Annotated in this window: 13 protein-coding genes; 3 read left to right on the top strand and 10 right to left on the bottom strand. The window is 66.8% G+C overall.

The features are described from left to right. Positions 1-42 precede the first annotated feature (42 nt). On the top strand, positions 43-1,998 hold the full coding sequence (gene glmS, locus ACK4HJ_RS02015; protein WP_409827219.1) for a glutamine--fructose-6-phosphate transaminase (isomerizing): 1,956 nt from the start codon (positions 43-45) through the stop codon (positions 1,996-1,998). A 141-nt stretch (positions 1,999-2,139) separates the two neighbouring features. Here the strand turns inward: glmS and metE are convergent, their stop codons facing one another. Further along, on the bottom strand, positions 2,140-4,437 hold the full coding sequence (metE, locus tag ACK4HJ_RS02010) for a 5-methyltetrahydropteroyltriglutamate--homocysteine S-methyltransferase (RefSeq protein WP_409827217.1): 2,298 nt from the start codon (positions 4,435-4,437) through the stop codon (positions 2,140-2,142). Between the two features lie 118 nt (positions 4,438-4,555). On the opposite strand from metE, the gene ACK4HJ_RS02005 reads away from it, so the two are divergent. Next, positions 4,556-5,443, top strand: coding sequence for a LysR family transcriptional regulator (locus ACK4HJ_RS02005; protein WP_409827215.1), 888 nt, complete (start codon positions 4,556-4,558; stop codon positions 5,441-5,443). Positions 5,444-5,495: 52 nt separating this feature from the next. Here ACK4HJ_RS02005 and ACK4HJ_RS02000 read toward each other — a convergent pair whose 3' ends face one another. The 6 genes from ACK4HJ_RS02000 to ACK4HJ_RS01975 form a co-directional block, all read right to left on the bottom strand. After that, positions 5,496-5,933: a YbaN family protein gene (locus tag ACK4HJ_RS02000; protein ID WP_409827214.1), complete on the bottom strand. Its 438-nt coding sequence runs from the start codon at positions 5,931-5,933 to the stop codon at positions 5,496-5,498. A gap of 39 nt (positions 5,934-5,972) precedes the next feature. Then, positions 5,973-6,833 (bottom strand): oxaloacetate decarboxylase, encoded by an 861-nt coding sequence (locus ACK4HJ_RS01995; protein ID WP_409827212.1) that lies wholly within the window; start codon positions 6,831-6,833, stop codon positions 5,973-5,975. Between the two features lie 88 nt (positions 6,834-6,921). Continuing rightward, entirely contained in the window at positions 6,922-8,115 is a 1,194-nt protein-coding gene (gene prpF, locus ACK4HJ_RS01990) for a 2-methylaconitate cis-trans isomerase PrpF (RefSeq protein WP_409827210.1), read from the bottom strand. 63 nt (positions 8,116-8,178) lie between these two features. Next, positions 8,179-10,782, bottom strand: a complete 2,604-nt coding sequence (gene acnD, locus ACK4HJ_RS01985; RefSeq protein WP_409827208.1) for a Fe/S-dependent 2-methylisocitrate dehydratase AcnD — start codon at positions 10,780-10,782, stop codon at positions 8,179-8,181. Between the two features lie 121 nt (positions 10,783-10,903). Next, entirely contained in the window at positions 10,904-12,085 is a 1,182-nt protein-coding gene (prpC, locus tag ACK4HJ_RS01980; RefSeq protein WP_409827206.1) for a 2-methylcitrate synthase, read from the bottom strand. Next, the gene (locus tag ACK4HJ_RS01975) at positions 12,082-12,480 is read right to left on the bottom strand and encodes an acyl-CoA thioesterase (protein ID WP_409827204.1); all 399 of its coding nucleotides are present in this window, start codon (positions 12,478-12,480) and stop codon (positions 12,082-12,084) included. The genes prpC and ACK4HJ_RS01975 overlap by 4 nt, the downstream gene beginning before the upstream one ends. Positions 12,481-12,644: 164 nt before the next feature. On the opposite strand from ACK4HJ_RS01975, the gene ACK4HJ_RS01970 reads away from it, so the two are divergent. Further along, on the top strand, positions 12,645-14,060 hold the full coding sequence (locus tag ACK4HJ_RS01970) for a short-chain fatty acyl-CoA regulator family protein (RefSeq protein WP_409827202.1): 1,416 nt from the start codon (positions 12,645-12,647) through the stop codon (positions 14,058-14,060). 26 nt (positions 14,061-14,086) lie between these two features. Here ACK4HJ_RS01970 and boxA read toward each other — a convergent pair whose 3' ends face one another. From boxA to boxC, 3 genes are all read right to left on the bottom strand, one after another. Next, the gene (gene boxA, locus ACK4HJ_RS01965; protein ID WP_409827201.1) at positions 14,087-15,373 is read right to left on the bottom strand and encodes a benzoyl-CoA 2,3-epoxidase subunit BoxA; all 1,287 of its coding nucleotides are present in this window, start codon (positions 15,371-15,373) and stop codon (positions 14,087-14,089) included. Between the two features lie 94 nt (positions 15,374-15,467). Next, positions 15,468-16,895, bottom strand: coding sequence for a benzoyl-CoA 2,3-epoxidase subunit BoxB (boxB, locus tag ACK4HJ_RS01960; protein WP_409827199.1), 1,428 nt, complete (start codon positions 16,893-16,895; stop codon positions 15,468-15,470). Between the two features lie 162 nt (positions 16,896-17,057). After that, the gene (gene boxC / locus ACK4HJ_RS01955) at positions 17,058-18,728 is read right to left on the bottom strand and encodes a 2,3-epoxybenzoyl-CoA dihydrolase (protein ID WP_409827197.1); all 1,671 of its coding nucleotides are present in this window, start codon (positions 18,726-18,728) and stop codon (positions 17,058-17,060) included. Between the last annotated feature and the right edge of the window lie 127 nt (positions 18,729-18,855).

The following is an 18,855-nucleotide window of genomic DNA, read 5'->3' as shown; positions in this document are numbered from 1 at the left end:
TACCATCGCCTCCATTCCTTATTCACCTCCAAGGCAGTCACCATGTGCGGCATCGTCGGCGCAGTATCCACGCGCAACATCGTTCCCATCCTTGTCCAGGGCCTGCAGCGGCTGGAATACCGGGGCTATGACTCCTGCGGCGTGGCCGTGCACGCGTCCAGCCTGGACGCGTGCCGCGCCGCCGGCCTGCAGCGCGCCCGCAGCACCGCCCGCGTGGCCGAGCTGCTGGAGCAGGTGATCACCGAGCACATTGACGGCGCCACCGGCATTGCCCACACGCGTTGGGCTACGCACGGCGCACCGGCGGTGCACAACGCCCACCCGCACTTCAGCCACGGCACGGGCGATGCCGCAGGCACCCCAGGCCAGAACGACGGAAGCGACGCGGCCAGGCCCGGTCGCGTCGCCCTGGTGCACAACGGCATCATTGAGAACCACGAAGAGCTGCGCCGCACCCTGCAGGCGCGTGGCTACGTGTTTGCCAGCCAGACCGACACTGAAGTCATCGCCCACTTGGTGGACAGCCACTACAGCGGCGACCTGTTCGACGCCGTGCGGGCCGCCGTGGCCGAGTTGCATGGCGCGTACGCCATCGCTGTCATGCACAAGGACGAACCCCACCGCGTGGTGGGCGCGCGTGCGGGCTCGCCGCTGATCCTGGGCGTGGGCAAGGACGCGGCCGCCGGTGCGGCGTCCGAGCACTTCCTGGCCAGCGACGCCATGGCCCTGGCCGGCGTGACGGACCAGATCGTCTATCTGGAAGAAGGCGACCTGGTGGACCTGCAACTGGGCCGCTACTGGATCGTCGGCAAGGATGGCGCCGCACTCACGCCCGCGCAGCGCCCCGTGCGCACCGTGTTGGCCCACAGCGGCGCGGCCGAGCTGGGGCCGTACCGCCACTACATGCAAAAGGAAATCTTTGAACAGCCGCGCGCCATCGCCGACACGCTGGAGGGTGTCGAAGGCATCGTGCCCGAGCTGTTTGACGGCGCGGGCCTGCACGGCGAGCCCGGTGCTGCCGCCTGGCGCGTGTTCAAGGAGATCGACAGCGTGCTCATCCTGGCCTGCGGCACCAGCTACTACAGCGGCTGCACCGCCAAGTACTGGCTGGAAGACATCGCGGGCATCCCCACGCAAGTCGAAGTGGCCAGCGAATACCGCTACCGCACCAGCGTGCCCAACCCCCGCACCCTGGTCGTCACCATCAGCCAGAGCGGCGAAACGGCGGACACCCTGGCTGCGTTGCGCCATGCGCAGTCTTTGGGCATGCAGCACACGCTGACCATCTGCAACGTGGCCACCAGCGCCATGGTGCGCGAATGCAAGCTGGCCTACATCACCCGCGCGGGCGTGGAGATTGGCGTGGCCAGCACCAAGGCCTTCACTACGCAGCTGGCGGGCCTGTTCCTGCTGACCCTGGCCCTCGCCCAAAGCAAGGGCCGCCTGAGCGAAGAGCAGGAAGCCGCCCACCTCAAGGCCATGCGCCACCTGCCCGTGGCCCTGCAAGCCGTGCTGGCCCTGGAGCCGCAAATCATCAGCTGGGCCGAAGACTTCGCCCGCATGGAAAACGCGCTGTTCCTGGGCCGGGGCCTGCACTACCCCATCGCACTGGAAGGCGCCTTGAAGCTCAAGGAAATCAGCTACATCCACGCCGAGGCCTACCCCGCGGGCGAACTCAAGCACGGCCCCCTGGCCCTGGTGACCAGCGCCATGCCCGTGGTCACCGTGGCCCCCAATGACGCGCTGCTGGAAAAGCTCAAGAGCAACATGCAGGAAGTGCGCGCCCGCGCCGGCGTGCTCTATGTGCTGGCCGACGGCGACACCCGCATCGAAAGCGGCGAAGGCCTGCACGTGATCCGCATGCCCGAACATTACGGTCCACTGAGCCCGCTGCTGCACGTGGTGCCGCTGCAGCTGCTGGCGTACCACACGGCATGTGCGCGGGGGACGGATGTGGACAAGCCGCGTAACCTGGCCAAGTCCGTGACGGTCGAATGACCGGCGTGGGCTGGGGGCGGCAAAGCCGCCGCGCGCAGCGCCCAGGATGCGCGGCTTGGACGCCGCTCACTTTGCGCAGCGAAGTTATGCGGCGGCACAACCGAATCAGGCATTGCCAAGAGCGTGACGGTGGAGTAGCGCTCAGGCCGCCGCCCGCAACTGCTGCGCCGCAGCCACCATGTTGCGCAGCGCGGGCAGCACTTCGGCCCACTGGCGGGTCTTGAGGCCGCAGTCGGGGTTCACCCACAGGCGTTCGGCAGGGATGCGTTCGGCGGCTTTTTGCATCAGCTGCACGATGTGGCTTTCGCTGGGAATGTTGGGCGAGTGGATGTCGTACACGCCGGGGCCGATCTCGTTGGGGTACTGGAAGTGCTCAAACGCATCCAGCAGTTCCATGTCCGAGCGCGAGGTTTCGATGGTGATCACATCGGCGTCCATGCGGGCGATGGCGTCCAGGATGTCGTTGAACTCCGAGTAGCACATGTGGGTGTGGATCTGGGTGGTGTCGCGCACGCCGTTGGCGGTGATGCGGAAGGACTCCACGGCCCAGCCGAGGTAGTCGGCCCACTGCGCGCGGCGCAGCGGCAGGCCTTCGCGCAGGGCAGCTTCGTCGATCTGGATCACGCGCACGCCGGCCGCTTCCAGGTCCAGCACCTCTTGGCGGATGGCCAGGGCCAGCTGCTTGCAGGACGCCGCGCGCGGCTGGTCGTCGCGCACAAAGGACCAGTTCAGCAGGGTGACGGGGCCGGTCAACATGCCCTTCATCGGCTTGCGTGTGAGCGACTGTGCGTAGGCGATCCAGTCCACCGTCATCGCGCGGGGGCGGTGGATGTCGCCGAACAGGATGGGCGGCTTCACGCAGCGCGAGCCGTAGGACTGCACCCAGCCGAACTGGCTGAAGGCGTAGCCTTCCAGCTGCTCGCCAAAGTATTCGACCATGTCGTTGCGCTCGGCTTCTCCGTGCACCAGTACGTCCAGGCCCAGCGCTTCCTGCTCGCGCACGCTGCGTTCGATCTCGGCGCGCATGGCAGCGTGGTAGCCGGCTTCTTCAAGCCGGCCTGCCTTGTATTCGCTGCGCGCACGGCGGATCTCGCCAGTTTGCGGAAACGAGCCGATGGTGGTGGTGGGATAGACCGGCAGCTGCAGGTGGGCTGCTTGCAGCGGTGCACGGCGGGCGTACGGGCTTTCACGCAGGCCGAAGTGCGGGGCGATGCGGGCCACAGCAGCTTGCACGGTGGGGTTGTGCACGCGTGGCGAGTTGCGGCGTGCGGCCAGCGCTGCCTGGTTGGCGGCCAGTTCCTGGTGCACGGCATCGCGGCCCTCGTTCAGGGCCCGGCCCAGCACGCGCAGTTCGTCCAGCTTTTGCAGTGCAAAGGCCAGCCAGTTTTTGACTTCGGGATCCAGCGCCTGCTCCTGCGCCAAGTCCACCGGCACGTGCAGCAACGAGCATGACGGCGCAATCCACAGCCGGTCACCCAGGCGCTCGGCCAGGGGCTCCAGCCAGTCCAGCACGGCGGTCAGGTCGGTCTTCCAGATGTTGCGGCCGTTGATGACGCCCAGCGACAGCACCTTGTGCGCGGGCAGCAGGTTGAGCAGGGGCAGCACGCCGTCGCGGTCGTTCACCGCGTCGATGTGCAGGCCGGCCACGGGCAGGTTGGCGGCCAGGTACGCGTTCTCTTGCAGCTGGCCGAAGTAGGTGGCCAGCAGCAGCTTGACCTTCGCAGTCTTGAGCTGGTGGTATGCGGTCGTGAAGGCGTATTGCCAGTCGGCATCCAGCTCGGTCACCAGCACCGGCTCGTCCACTTGCACCCACACCACGCCGTGTGCCGCCAGCGTGTCCAGCAGCGCGGTGTAGGCCACCAGCAGGCGCGGCAGCAGGGCCAGTTTGTCCGACCCGTCCTTGGCCTTGGAGATGTGCAGGTAGGTCACGGGGCCGATCAGCACCGGCTTGGCGGGCACGCCCTGGGCCCGGGCTTCGGCCAGCTGTTCCAGCAGGCGGGACGCGTCCAGTGTGAACTGCGTGGCCGCCGTGAGCTCGGGCACGATGTAGTGGTAGTTGGTGTCGAACCACTTGGTCATCTCGCCAGCGGCCACGCCGCCGCAGCAGTCGCTGCCGTGGTCGTGCGCGCGCTGGGCAGATCGCCCGCGCGCCACGCGGAAGTAGTTGTCCAGCGGGTGGCCGGGAAAGCCTTGCACGCGCTCGGGCAGGTTGCCCAGCGTGAAGCTCATGTCCAGCACCTGGTCATAGAACGCAAAGTCGCCCACGGGCACCAAGTCCAGGCCGCGCTGGTCTGCCCAGTGTTGTTGCCGCAGGTGCGCGCCCACCGCTTGCAGCGCGTCGCGCGGGGTGTCGCCCCTCCAATACGACTCCAGCGCGAACTTGAGTTCGCGACGTGCGCCGATGCGGGGAAAGCCAAGGTTGTGCAGTGTGATGGTCATGATGGGATCGCGGTCAAAGCGGTGGATGGGTTAGCAACGAGGCGCGATCGTAGGCAACCAGATGCATGAAGTAAAATGGTCTTATTTCACGGATCAATGAGTTTTGCTCATTCAAAGCATGCTGGAACGCGTACACCTCGCCATCGTTCATGAAGTCGAAAAGCAGGGCTCACTGACCGCCGCGGCCGATGTGCTCTGTGTCACGCAGTCGGCTCTGAGCCACAGCATGAAGAAGCTGGAGCAGCAGCTGGGCACCGACATCTGGCTGCGCGAGGGCCGCAGCCTGCGGTTGACGCAGGCCGGGCAGTACCTGCTTGCGGTGGCGGGCCGCGTGCTGCCCCAGCTGGACTTGGCGGAAAGCCAACTGCGCCAGTTTGCGCAGGGCGAGCGCGGCACGCTGCGCATCGGCATGGAATGCCACCCCTGCTACCAGTGGCTGCTGAAGATCGTCTCGCCCTACCTGGCCAGCTGGCCGGATGTGGATGTGGACGTGAAGCAGAAATTCCAGTTTGGCGGCATTGGTGCGCTGTTCGGGTACGAGATCGACCTGCTTGTCACGCCTGACCCGCTGTACAAGCCCGGCCTGCGTTTCGAGCCCGTGTTTGACTACGAGCAGGTGCTGGTGGTGGCCAGCGGCCACCCGCTGGCGCAGCAGGCTTATGTGAAGCCCGCTCAGCTCACGCGCGAGACGCTGATCACCTACCCCGTCAGCCCCGAGCGGCTGGATGTGTACACCCAGTTCCTGGCGCCTGCCGGCATTGCGCCGCGCCGGCACAAGACGATCGAGACCACGGACATCATGCTGCAGATGGTGGCCAGTGGCCGCGGCGTGGCGGCGCTGCCGCGCTGGCTGGCGATGGAATATGCCGGGAAGATGGGCGTGGTGCCCGTCAAGCTGGGCCGCCAGGGCATTGCCAAGCAGATCCACCTGGGCGCGCGCGAGGCTGACGTGGACATTGACTACCTGCGCGCGTTTGTGGAGCTGGCCCGCGGCGCGGCCGTCTGATGGACAGCGAGCGGCCCGCGCGGGCCTGCGTGCAACGGTGCGCCCAGGCAGGTCAGCGCCGGGTGGGAATGCGCAGCACCACGATGGCCCCGACGGCACCGGCTGCCACCACGGCGGCCTGCGCCAGCGGGCGGCCGGCCAGACCCCACAGGGCCGACACGGCCACCATCACCGACATGGAGCCCACCGCCAGGGCCTTGGTGCGGGGCGTGAGGCTGCGGTGGGTTTCCCAGTCGCGCACCATGGGTCCAAACAGGCGGTGGGCCAGCAGCCAGGCGTGCAGCCGGGGCGAGGCCTTGGCAAAACACGCGGCAGCCAGCAGCACGAAGGGTGTAGTGGGCAGGCCGGGGAGGAACACGCCGAGCACGCCCAGCGCCAGCGACGCACACCCGGCCGCTGCGTACAGCGCGCGCACACCACGCCGGGCGCTGGGCACCGGCGTGGTGTGGTGCGTATCGGGCAGGCCGTGCGGATTGGGCGGATTCGGCATGGCGGGGACCATACCAGACGCGCCCGCTGCCCGCCCGCTTCAGCGGTAGCGCTGCTCCAGCGCATCCCACCGCGGCTTGTCCACCAGGCGCTGCCGCTCGGCAAAGGGGGTGACCAGGCCGCTGTCTTCACGCACTTCCTTGGCGTCGCGCAGCGTGGTCAATGCGTTCTGCATGCCCATCACTGCGCCTTGCAGCGCGGCGTTGGCGTACAGCACGATGCCGTAGCCCAGCTCGCCCAGCTGGTCCGCGTTGAACAGGGGTGTCTTGCCGCCGATCACCATGTTCATGAGCTGGGGCGTGGACAGGCGCAGGGGCAGGGTGCGCACCTCTTCGGCGTGGGTGACGGCCTCCACGAAGAGAATGTCGGCCCCGGCTTCGGCAAATCTCTGCGCGCGCTCCACGGCCGCCTCAAAGCCGTGGGTGGCGGCGGCGTCGGTGCGCGCCAGGATGAGCAGGTCCGGGTCGCACCGCGCATCCACTGCGGCCTTGATCTTGCTGACGGCCTCTTCGGTGCTGATGACCTCCTTGCCCGCAAAGTGCCCACAGCGCTTGGGCGCGACCTGATCCTCCAGCTGGATGCAGTCGGCGCCTGCGCGCTCCAGCGTGCGCACCGTGTGGTAGACGTTGAGTGCATTGCCAAAGCCGGTGTCGGCGTCCACGATCAGCGGCAGCTCCACCGCATCGCGGATGCGGGCGGTGTGGTCGGCTATTTCGTGCAAGCCCATAAAGCCCTGGTCGGGCATGCCAAACCACATGTTGGTGACGCCCGCGCCAGTCACGTACAGGGCCTGAAATCCGAGGTCGGCAATCACCCTGGCGGACAGGGCGTTGAAGGCGCCGGGTACGAGCAGGCCATTGCGGGCTTCGACGAGTTGCTTGAGTTGCTTGCGGGTGGACATGGAGATTGAAGTTTCAATAAAAAGTGCCTCTAGCGCTCTCTAGACAAGCGCTAGTAGCTATCAAATCAGGAGTATTAGTGTCGGGGCGTCATGCCAGATCGTCCGGCACCCGCACCCAGCCTTCCATCAGGATGCGCGCGCTGCGGCTCATCAGCGCCCTGGTCACCGTCCACTGGCCATGGACCTGCACCGCCTCGGCCCCCACCCGCAGCGTGCCGGAGGGGTGGCCAAAGCGTATTACGTTGCGCACGCCGCCGCCCGCAGCCAGGTTGACCAGCGTGCCGGGCACTGCCGCTGCCGTGCCAATCGCCACAGCCGCCGTGCCCATCATGGCGTGGTGGAGCTTGCCCATCGACAGGGCGCGCACCAGCAGGTCCACATCGCCCGCGTGCACGGCCCGGCCGCTGGACGCGGTGTAGGCCGCAGGTGGCGCCACCCACGCGATCTTGGGCGTGTGCTGGCGCGTGGCAGCCTCGGCCACGTCGCGGATCAGGCCCATCTTCAGGGCGCCCCAGGCGCGGATGCTTTCCAGCCGGGCCAGCGCCGCAGGGTCCTCGTTGATGTCGCTCTGCAGCTCCGTGCCGGTGTAGCCCAGGTCGCGGGCGTTGAGGAACAGGGTGGGAATGCCTGCGTTGATCAGGGTCGCCTGGAATCGGCCCACCCCCGGCACCTCCAGCGTATCGACCACGTTGCCGGTGGGGAACATCGCGCCGCCGTCCTCGCCGTCCTCCGCCGGGTCCAGAAATTCGAGGGGCACCTCGGCAGCGGGGAAGGCCACGCCGTCCAGCTCAAAGTCACCCGTCTCTTGCACCTGCCCATTGCGGATGGGCACGTGCGCCACGATGGTTTTGGCCGTATTGGCCTGCCAGATGCGCACGGTGCACACGCCGTTATTGGGGATGCGCGCTGCGTCGATCAGCCCCAGGTGAATGGCGCACGGCCCCACGGCGGCCGAGAGGTTGCCGCAGTTGCCGCTCCAGTCCACCAGGGGCTGGTCGATGCTGATCTGCGCGAAGAGGTAGTCCACATCGTGCCCCGGGCGTGTGCTGCGGCTCAGGATGACGGCCTTGCTGGTGCTGGACGAGGCATTGCCCATGCCGTCGATCTGCTTGCCGTAGGGGTCGGGGCTGCCCAGCACGCGCAGCAGCAGGGCGTCGCGCGCGGGGCCCGGTTGCTGCGCGGCGGGGGGCAGGTCGGGTAGGTGAAAGAACACGCCCTTGCTGGTGCCGCCGCGCAGGTAGGTGGCTGGGATCCGAACCTGGGGAGGCCGTGGGTCTGTCATGAATATGCTTCTGAATTGATAGCTTGCAGCGCTTTATGGATAAGCGCTGAGGCCTATTTTTGCTTAAATTTTCCGGGCCAGAAAATCCTGCGCAAACCGCTGCAGCACTCCGCCTGCCTCATACACCGACACCTCCTCCGCCGTGTCCAGCCGGCAAGCCACGGCCACGCGGTTGACCTCGCCTTGCTTGCGGCGAATGACGAGCGTGACGGTGGCACCCGGCGCCCATGCGCCGTCCACGTCGTAGGTCTCTGTGCCGTCGAGCTGCAGCGTGAGGCGGCTCACCCCCGGCGCAAACTCCAGCGGCAGTACGCCCATGCCGATCAGGTTGGTGCGGTGGATGCGCTCGAACCCCTCGGCCACCACCGCCTCCACCCCCGCCAGCCGCACGCCTTTGGCGGCCCAGTCGCGGCTGGATCCCTGGCCGTAGTCGGCGCCGGCAATGACGATGAGCGGCTGTCGGCGGTGCAGGTACGTCTCGATGGCCTCCCACATGCGCGCCACGCGGCCCTCAGGTTCGATGCGCGCGAGCGAACCTGTCTGCACGCGCCCGTCCACCACGGCCATCTCGTTGACGAGCTGCGGGTTGGCAAACGTGGCGCGCATGGCCGTCAGGTGGTCGCCGCGGTGCGTGGCATACGAGTTGAAGTCCTCTTCGGGCAGGCCCATCCGGGCCAGGTACTCGCCCGCTGCACTGCCAGCCTGGATGGCGTTGGACGGCGAGAGGTGGTCGGTGGTGATGTTGTCGCCCAGCAGGGCCAGCGGACGCATGCCCTTCAGCGTGCGGGCACGGGCTGCCAGCGCGCCCACACCTTCGGTGTCCCAATACGGTGGGCGACGGATGTAGGTGGACTGGGGGCGCCAGGCGTACTGCGGACTCACGGCCTCGCCGTCGTCTTGGCGAATGGCGAACATGGGCCCGTACACGGCGCGGAACTGCGCGGGCTTGACGGCCTGGGCGACGATGGCGTCGATCTCTTCATCGCTGGGCCACAGGTCCTTCAGCCGCACGGGCTGGCCATCCACCACGGCAAAGGTGTCGTTCTCGATGTCAAAGCGCACCGTGCCCGCAATCGCATAGGCCACCACCAGCGGCGGGCTGGCCAGAAAAGCCTGCTGGGCGTACGGGTGGATGCGCCCGTCAAAGTTGCGGTTGCCCGAGAGCACGGCCGTGGCGTACAGGTTGCGGTCGATGATCTCCTGCTGGATGGCGGGGTCAAGCGCACCGCTCATGCCGTTGCAGGTGGTGCAGGCAAAGGCGACGATGCCAAAGCCCAGCGCCTCCAGGTCGGCCAGCAGGCCGGCCTCTTTCAAATACAGCTCCACCGCCTTGGAGCCCGGCGCCAGCGAGGTCTTGACCCACGGTTTGCGCGTGAGGCCCAGGCGGCGGGCGTTGCGCGCCAGCAGCGCGGCGGCAATCACGTTGCGCGGGTTGCTGGTGTTGGTGCAACTGGTGATGGCCGCAATGATGACGGCCCCATCGGGCATGCGGCCGGGCTCTTGCACCCAGGGGGCGGCAATGCCGCGCTCGGCCAGTGCCGTGGTGGGCAGGCGGCGGTGCGGGTTGCTGGGGCCGGCCATGCTGCGCACCACGCCGCCCAGGTCAAAACGCTGCACACGCTCGTACTGCACCTCGCGCAGCGTGTCGGCCCACAGGCCTGCGGCGCGGGCATAGGTCTCCACCAGTCGCACCTGCTCAGGTGCGCGGTCGGTCAGGCGCAGGTAGTCGGTGGTTTGCGTGTCGATGTAGAACAGCGCGGCGGTGGCGCCGTATTCGGGGCACATGTTGCTGATGGTGGCGCGGTCGCCAATCGAGAGGCTGTCTGCGCCCTCGCCAAAGAACTCTACGTACGCGCCCACGACCTTCTCTTTGCGCAGAAACTCCGTCAGCGCCAGGGCGATGTCTGTGGCCGTGATGCCGCTTTGGCGCTGGCCCGTCAGCTCCACGCCCACAATGTCCGGCAGGCGCATCCAGCTGGCGCGGCCCAGCATCACATTCTCGGCTTCCAGCCCGCCCACGCCCACGGCGATCACGCCCAGCGCATCCACATGGGGCGTGTGGCTGTCGGTGCCCACGCAGGTGTCGGGGAACGCCACGCCATCCTCCACGCAGACCACGGGCGACATCTTCTCCAGGTTGATCTGGTGCATGATCCCGTTCCCCGCCGGGATCACCTCAACGTTGGTGAACGCTTTCTTCGTCCACTCGATGAAGTGAAAGCGGTCTTCGTTGCGGCGGTCTTCAATGGCGCGGTTCTTGGCAAAGGCGTCGGGGTCAAAACCGCCGCACTCCACGGCCAGCGAATGGTCCACCACCAGCTGCACCGGCACCACCGGGTTCACGGCGGCCGGGTCGCCGCCTTCCTTCGCAATCGCATCGCGCAGGCCCGCCAGGTCCACCAGCGCCGTCTGGCCCAGGATGTCGTGGCACACCACGCGCACGGGGTACCAGGGAAAGTCGAGGTCGCGTTTGCGTTCGATGAGCTGGCGCAGGTAAGCATCCAGCAGAGCGGGGTCGGCGCGGCGCACCAGGTTCTCGGCATGCACGCGGGCGGTGTACGGCAAGCGGGCCCAGGCGCCGGGCTGCAGCGCGTCCACCGCCTCGCGGGCGTCGAAGTAGTGCAGCGGGGTGCCAGCAAGGGGTTTGCGGTGAGCAGTGTTCGTCATGTCGCAGGGCTTCTACTATTGTTTTGATAGCTGGTAGCGCTTGCTGTTGAAGGATTTCAAATAAAAATGGCTTGAAACCCTTTGATGGCAAGCGCTGGCAGCTATGATTTTTGAATCAGTGCTAGCTGCGCTGGTCGATGGGCACAAACATCTGGTCCTCCGGCCCCGTGTACTCGGCGCTGGGGCGGATGATCTTGTTGTCCAGCCGCTGCTCCACCACGTGCGCGGCCCAGCCGCTGGTGCGCGCAATCACGAACAGGGGCGTAAACATGGCGGTGGGAACGCCCATCATGTGGTAGCTCACCGCGCTGAACCAGTCGAGGTTGGGAAACATCTTCTTCACGTCCCACATCACCGTTTCCAGCCGCTCGGCAATGTCGAACATCTTGGTCGAGCCTGCCGTTTCAGACAGCCGCCTGGCCACGCCCTTGATGACGACGTTGCGCGGGTCGCTCACCGTGTACACCGGGTGGCCGAAGCCGATCACCACCTCCCTGGCCTCCACGCGGCGGCGGATGTCGGCCTCGGCCTGGTCGGGCGTGTCGTAGCGTTTCTGGATCTCGAAAGCCACCTCGTTGGCACCGCCGTGTTTAGGCCCGCGCAGCGCGCCGATGGCGCCCGCAATGCTCGAGTACATGTCGCTGCCCGTGCCGGCAATGACGCGGGCCGTGAACGTGCTGGCGTTGAACTCGTGCTCGGCATACAGATTGAGCGACGTGTGCATGGCGCGCACCCATTCGTCGCTGGGCTTCTCGCCATGCAGCAGGTGCAGGAAGTGGCCGCCGATGGAGTCATCGTCGGTCTCCACCGCGATGCGCTTGCCCTGCGTGCTCCAGTGGTACCAGTACAGCAGCATGCTGCCCAGGCTGGCCATCAGGCGGTCGGCAATGTCGCGGCTACCTGCCAGGTTGTGGTCGTCCTTCTCGGGCAGGATGCAGCCCAGTGCCGAGACACCGGTGCGCATCACGTCCATGGGGTGCGCGCTGGCGGGCAGGTGCTCCAGCGCCTCCTTCACGCTGGCGGGCAGCCCGCGCATGGCACGCAGCTTGTGCTTGTAGGCCCTGAGTTCGGCGCGGGTGGGCAGCTTGCCGTGCACCAGCAGGTGGGCGATTTCCTCAAACTCGCAGACCTCGGCCATGTCCAGGATGTCGTAGCCGCGGTAGTGCAGATCGTTGCCGGTGCGGCCCACGGTGCACAGTGCGGTGGTGCCCGCAGTCACGCCTGAGAGGGCGACGGATTTCTTGGGCTTGAAGGCCGCGGTCGCAGCTTCGGGGGCGACAGCGTGGCTCAGGTTGGTGGTCATGGAGTGGACTCCTTGTGCAGGTAAGAACGGCCGATGGCGACGGGACGGCCTGCGGCATCCACCGCCACCATCTCAAACACCGCTTTGACAACTTCCTCGGCAGGCACATCGGGCCTGTCGGCCAGGCCAGTGACGCACACGGTCATGGAACTGCGGCCCGCACGGCTGACCCAGCCGCGCAGGACCAGCTGGTACCCCACCGGCACGGGCGCCAAAAAGTCCACGCCCGTCACGCCGGCCATCACCACCTCGCGCTGCGCGAAGCTGCGGGCTGCCAAAAAGGCCGCCTTCGCCATCCACTGCAGCCCCTGGCCCGCAAACAGCGTGCCGTGGTGGTTGGCATGCGCGGGCAGCACAAGTTCATGCAGTTCCGTGGTTCCGGGCGGTGTTGTCATGCTTCGCAATTTACGCAAAATGCGAGGCGTGCAACAGCACTGAAAAGGCGAATTTGTGCGAATGGCATGCGCGCAAACTGCGAATTTTGCGAAGTTGTCATGCGCTGCCGTGTGGCGCAACAACATCGGGCAAAGGAGGCCCCAGGGTGGCAAGAAAGACTTTCATGGGCGTGAAATTGCGCCGCCTGCGGGCCGAGCGCGGCATGTCGCAGATCGCGCTGGCGCAGGCGCTGGGCATATCACCCAGCTACCTCAACCAGGTGGAGCAGAACCAGCGGCCGCTCACGGTGAGCGTGCTGCTCAAGCTCAACCGCGCGCTGGGGGTGGACATCCAGCAGTTCTCCGAAGACGAAGAGGCCCGCCTGATTGCCGGCATGCGCGAGGCGTTGGCCGACGCGGCCGAGCCGGTGTCGCTGCCCGAGTTGCAGGAGGTGGCGGCGCAGATGCCCGGCCTGGGCCGCGCCATCGTGGCGCTGTATCGCCGCAACATGGAGGCCACTGCGCAACTGGAGGCCATGGCCCTGCGCGTAGGCGATGACCGCTCAGACGCCGTCGTGCCGCGCGTGATGCCTTTCGAGGCGGTGCGCGATTTTTTCTTTGCGCACCAGAACCACTTCGACCTTCTGGACCGCGCGGCCGAGGCGCTGGCGGCAGAGGCAGGCCTGCAAGGTGCCGCGATGGGGGGATGGATCGAGGCGCGCCTGCAGGCGCGGCACGGCGTGCAACTGCAGCCCACCGAAGGCGCGCAGGCCGCCAAGCGTCAGTACGACCCGCACACCCGCACTCTGCACCTTGCCCGCACGCTGGATGCGGGCCAGCTGGCGTTTCAGCTGGCCACGCAACTGGCGCTGCTGGAGGCCGATGCGCACATCAACGCCCTCACGCAGGCCTCGCCGTTTGCGCACGATGCTCCCACGCTCCAGCTCGCGCGCATCGGGCTGGCCAACTACTTTGCCGGTGCGCTGCTGCTGCCGTACACAGCCTTTCTGCAAGCGGCCGAGGCCTTGCGCTACGACATCGACCTGCTGGGCCAGCGCTTTGGCGTGGGCTTCGAGACGGTGTGCCACCGGCTGAGCACGCTGCAGCGGCCGAGCGCGCCGGGCGTGCCGTTTTTCTTTGTGCGGGTGGACCGCGCGGGCAACATCTCCAAACGCCAGTCGGCCACCCATTTCCACTTCAGCCGGACGGGCGGCACCTGCCCGCTGTGGAACGTGTACGAAGCCTTTGCGCAGCCCGAGCGCATCCTGCCGCAACTGGCGCGCATGCCGGATGGTCGTGCCTACCTGTGGATTGCGCGCACAGTGGTCGGAAGCTCATCCCGCGGCTATGGCGCGCCGCGCAAGGTGTTCTCCATCGGCCTGGGTTGCGACGTGCGCCATGCCAGCCGGCTGGTCTATGCCAAAGGCCTGGACCTGAGCGACCCGGAGGCCGCGACCCCCATCGGCATGGGCTGCAAGGTGTGCGAGCGCGAGGGCTGCCCGCAGCGCGCGTTTCCGTTTGTGGGGCGCGCGCTGGCGGTGGACGAGAACCAGAGCGGCTTTTCGCCGTACGGGGCTGCGGCGGTGCCGCTTGCGCGGTAGGCGGGCTGCCCGCGTGCCGGATCTCTTCAGTACGTCTCCAGGTGCAGCCGCCCCTCACGCTTGAGGGCGGCACCCAGCGTCTCCCAGTCCAGCCCGGCGTCCTGCGCAATGTCGCGCAGTGCCATCACCACGCCTTCCTCCATGCCCTTGAGGCCGCATACGTAGAAATGGCTGCTGCCGTCGCGCAGCAGTGCCAGCAGGTCGGCCGCGCGCTCGCGCATCAGGTCCTGCACATAGCGCTTGGGCTGGCCGGGCGTGCGCGAGAAGGCCAGGTTGATGTCGATGAAATCCTTGGGCAGGCTTTGCAGTGGGCCGAAGTAGGGAAGCTCTTGCTGGGTGCGCGCACCAAAGAACAACATGAGCTTGCCGCCCTCGAACTTGCCGCTGCTGCGCAGGCGCCTGCGCCACTCGGTCATCGCGCGCATGGGGGCGCTGCCTGTGCCAGTGCAGATCATCACGATGTGCGAGCGCGGGTGGTTGGGCATGAGGAACGAGCTGCCGAAGGGGCCGATCACCTGCACCTGGTCGCCCACCTTCAAATCGCACACGTAGTTGGAGGCAATGCCGCGCACCGGGTGGCCGTCGTAGTCCTGCGTCACGCGCTTCACGGTGAGAGCCAGATTGTTGTAGCCCGGGCGCTCGCCGTTGCGCGGGCTGGCCACCGAATACTGCCGTGCATGGTGCGCCTTGCCCAGAGCGTCGGTGCCGGGCGGAATGATGCCGATGGACTGGCCCTCCAGCACCGGAAACGGCATGCTGCCGAAGTCCAGCACCACGTGGTGGGTCTGGCTGTCAAAGCCTGCCTCGGTGCAATTGAAATTGCCCACCACGGTGGCTGTGGTCGGCTTTGCAGGGCCAAAGAGGTTGGTGTAGGGGTGCGCGGCCGACCATGGTGGCACCGTGGCACCGTATTGCGCCGAGCGGAAGGTCTGCGTGCCGGGCTCTGCAGGCACCGGGGCGGGCGCCGCCTGCACGGCGGTGGCCGCGCTGCCGGAGTGGGCGCTGTCTGCAGTACCCCACTGTTCGGGCGGAAGTTCTGCCGGCAGAGCTTCCCAGCCTAGTTGCTCTTCCACCGAATAGGCCCGTGCCACGGGCACGCTGCGCCAGTTGTCAATGGAGCCCGTGGGGCAGGGCGCGATGCAGGCCATGCAGCCATTGCACACGTCGGCGCGCACGACATAGTTGTTGTCGTCGTGCGTGATGGCGCCCACCGGGCAGGTCGCCTCGCAGGTGTTGCAGCGGATGCAGATCTCGGGGTCGATCAGGTGCTGCTTCAGGATGCCGTTGTCGATCAGCGTGGTGGTGGTATCCATGTTTTTCTTCAAAAGGTCACCCGTCATACACAGGAGCGGCCTCTGGCGCTGCCGCGGGCTGGGACGAGGGACACCGCGCGGCGGCTCAGGGGGCTCAATTGAATCTGACGTACTCGAAGTCGATCGGCTGGCGGTTGATGCCCATCACCGGCGGTGCAATCCAGCCTGCAAACTTGCCGGGCTCCACCACGCGGCCCATGAGCGAGGCCACAAACGCAAAGTCCTCCGGCGTGGGCAGCCATTCGGCCTTGCGTGCGGTCCATTCCGCCTCGCTCACCACGCGCCCGTCGGGCGACATCTTGATGCCTGCGAGGGCGCCGATCTGGCGGTTGAAGGCCTTGTGCGGAACGGCCAGGCGTGTGGGCACGCCGGCTTTTTCCAGCACCTTGTTCCAGCGGCCCACACCGGCCATGGAGTCCTTGATGAAGTCGTCGCGCAGCACCTCGTTGAGCGCGTTGAGCATGGGCACTTCCTTCTCCAGCAGCTGCCCGTCCTTGACCTCCAGCACCTTGTAGGTCTGGCCCTTGAGGATGTGGTCGTCGTCGCGTTTGCCTTCTTCATACCGGCCCTTGAGCCCGGAGCTATAGAAGGTCGCGGCGTTGCTCGACTGGTCGGCGCCGAACAGGTCGATGGTCACGCTGTAGTGGAAGTTCAGGTAGCGCTGGATGGTGGGCAGGTCGATGGCGCCGGCTGCGCGCACCTGGGCGGGGTCGTCGGTCTTGAGGTCATTCATCACCTGCGCGGTGCGCGACAGCACGCGCGAGATGCCGCTTTCGCCCACGAACATGTGGTGCGCCTCTTCGGTCAGCATGAACTTGGTGGTGCGCGCCAGCGGGTCGAACGCGCTTTCGGCCAGGGCCGAGAGCTGGAACTTGCCATCGCGGTCGGTGAAGTAGGTGAACATGAAGAACGCCAGCCAGTCGGGCGTCTTCTCGTTGAAGGCGCCCAGGATGCGCGGGTTGTCCACGTCGCCGGACTGGCGCTGCAGCAGCGCCTCGGCCTCTTCGCGCCCGTCGCGGCCGAAGTGCTTGTGCAGCAGGTAGACCATGGCCCACAGATGGCGGCCTTCCTCCACGTTGATCTGGAACAGGTTGCGCAGGTCGTACATGCTGGGCGCCGTGAGGCCCAGGTGGCGCTGCTGCTCCACCGACGCGGGCTCGGTGTCGCCCTGCGTCACGATGATGCGGCGCAGGTTGGCGCGGTGCTCGCCGGGCACGTCCTGCCATGCCTTCTCGCCCTTGTGGTCGCCAAAGTGGATTTCACGGTTGGTGTCGCCGGGGTTGAGGAAGATGCCCCAGCGGTAGTCGCGCATCTTGACGTGGCCGAACTGCGCCCAGCCGTTGGGGTCCACGCTCACGGCGGTGCGCAGGTAGACCTCGTGGTTGGTCGATCCCTCGGGGCCCACGTCGTCCCACCAGTTGATGAAGTTGGGCTGCCATCCTTCAAGCGCGCGCTGCAAGGTGCGGTCTTCTCCCAGGTTGACGTTGTTGGGGATCTTCTCGCTGTAGTTGATCGTGCTCATGGAGGTCTCCTTGGAATGGGAATTCAGTGATCCATTGGTGCTGCTTGCAACCCACGCCTCCCGCAACTGGCACGGTCTGGGCGAGAGACGCCGAGCAAGGGCCGCCCCGCACCGAGGGCGTCGTCCCCTGAGGGGGGAAGGCGCCGCGGGCGACTCAGGGGGCTACACCCGATTCAAATCGAAGCCGGCTTTCTGGCCGGTGCCGTAGACCTTGAGCGCGCCCTTGTCGCCCACGGCGTTGGGGCGGTTGAAGATCCAGTTTTGCCAGGCGGTCAGGCGGCCAAAGATGCGGGTGTTCATGTTTTCCTTGCTGGCAAAGCGCAGATTGGCCTCCAGCCCGGTGAGCGAGTCGGGCGACATGGCGGCGCGCTCCTCGATGGCGATGCGGATCTCGTCGTCCCAGTCGATGTCGTCCGGGGCGGCCGTTACCAAACCCAGCGCCAGCGCCGCGTCGGCGTCCAGCGCCTTGCCGGCGGCCGCACGCGCGGCTTCGAGCGGTGCGGCTTCTTCGTAGAAGCGGCGCTGCAAGCGGCTTTGGTCATTGACCATGGGCAGCAGGCCGAAATTGAATTCGTTGAGCGTGAGGCGCGGCGCGCGGTCCGCGTCGTCCGGCAGCGCCAGCATATAGGTGCGGTCGGCCGCAAAGGCCAGTTCCGCCAGCGACCCGGCAAAGGCCGAGCCGGGTTCCACCAGTGCAAACAGGCTGCGCGAGGAGACGTCCAGCCGCGCGAGGGTGCGGCGCAGTGCGCCGATGGTTTCGCGCACCAGCCAATGGTCCTGGTGCGCCAGCAGCGTGGCGTCGCTGGCCAGCACGGCCTGGGCGTCGCCTTCGGTCTTGAGCAGCCAGGTGCCGATGTCGAGTTCGTTGGTGCGCAGGTTCAGGATGGCGTCGTCCAGCTGGCGCGCCAGGGCCAGGGGCCACCAGGCGGCATCAGCGGCCTCGAGGCTGGCGAGGTCTGTGGGTTGCGCGTCGGTGGGGGCCTTCAGCGTGAGCGTGGCGGTTCGGCGGGTGCGGTCGATGTCTACGGCTACATAGTCGTAGCGCAGACTGTCTGCCGATTCCTCGCGTTCCACACGGGTCAGCGCGATGCCCTGCGCATGGGTGGGGCGGGGGCTGCCTCCGGCCAGGCGTGCTGCGGATTCGTTCACCACGGCGGCAAACTGCGCGGGCTTGGCAATGCGGTCCACCAGGCGCCAGTCCACCGCGCGCTGGCCGCGCACGCCTTCCACACTGGTGCAGAAAATGTCGGCCAGGTCGTGGCGCACATGGCGCTTGTCGGTCACGCGCGTCAGGCCACCCGTGCCAGGCAACACGCCCAAAAGCGGCACTTCGGGCAAAGACACGGCCGACGAGCGGTCGTCCACCAGCACGATCTCGTCGCAGGCCAGGGCCAGCTCATAGCCGCCGCCTGCGCAGGCGCCGTTGACTGCGGCCACGAACTTGATGCCGGAGTGCCTGGACGAATCCTCGATGCCGTTGCGCGTCTCATTGGTGAACTTGCAAAAGTTCACCTTCCAAGCGTGGCTGGAGACACCCAGCATAAAGATGTTGGCGCCCGAGCAGAAGATGCGGTCACGGGCACTGGTGATGATGACCGAGCGTACCTGCGGGTGCTCGAAGCGGATGCGGTTGAGGGCGTCGTGCAGTTCAATGTCCACGCCCAGGTCATAGCTGTTGAGCTTGAGCTTGTAGCCGGGCCGGATGCCTCCGTCTTCGGCGATGTCGAGCGCAAGGCGGGCCACCGGGCCGTCCACGGTCAGCTTCCAGTGGCGGTATTGCGCAGGGTCGGTTCGGTAGTCAACGCGTGCCGGGGCAAGAGGGGTGTCGGTCATCAGCGGAGGCTCCATTCTGTAGTAAACATGAATAATAATGCATGTCAATGGGTGATGATGTGCATCATGATGCGTATTTGCCAGTAAGTCAATGCACCCTAGTGCATGAAGACTTGCCTGAGAACAG

This window comes from Acidovorax sp., assembly GCF_046294525.1.
In the GTDB taxonomy this organism is placed as follows: domain Bacteria; phylum Pseudomonadota; class Gammaproteobacteria; order Burkholderiales; family Burkholderiaceae_C; genus Acidovorax.
The sequence above is the reverse complement of the archived record's forward strand: the minus strand, read 5'-3'. Positions and strand labels throughout refer to the sequence as shown.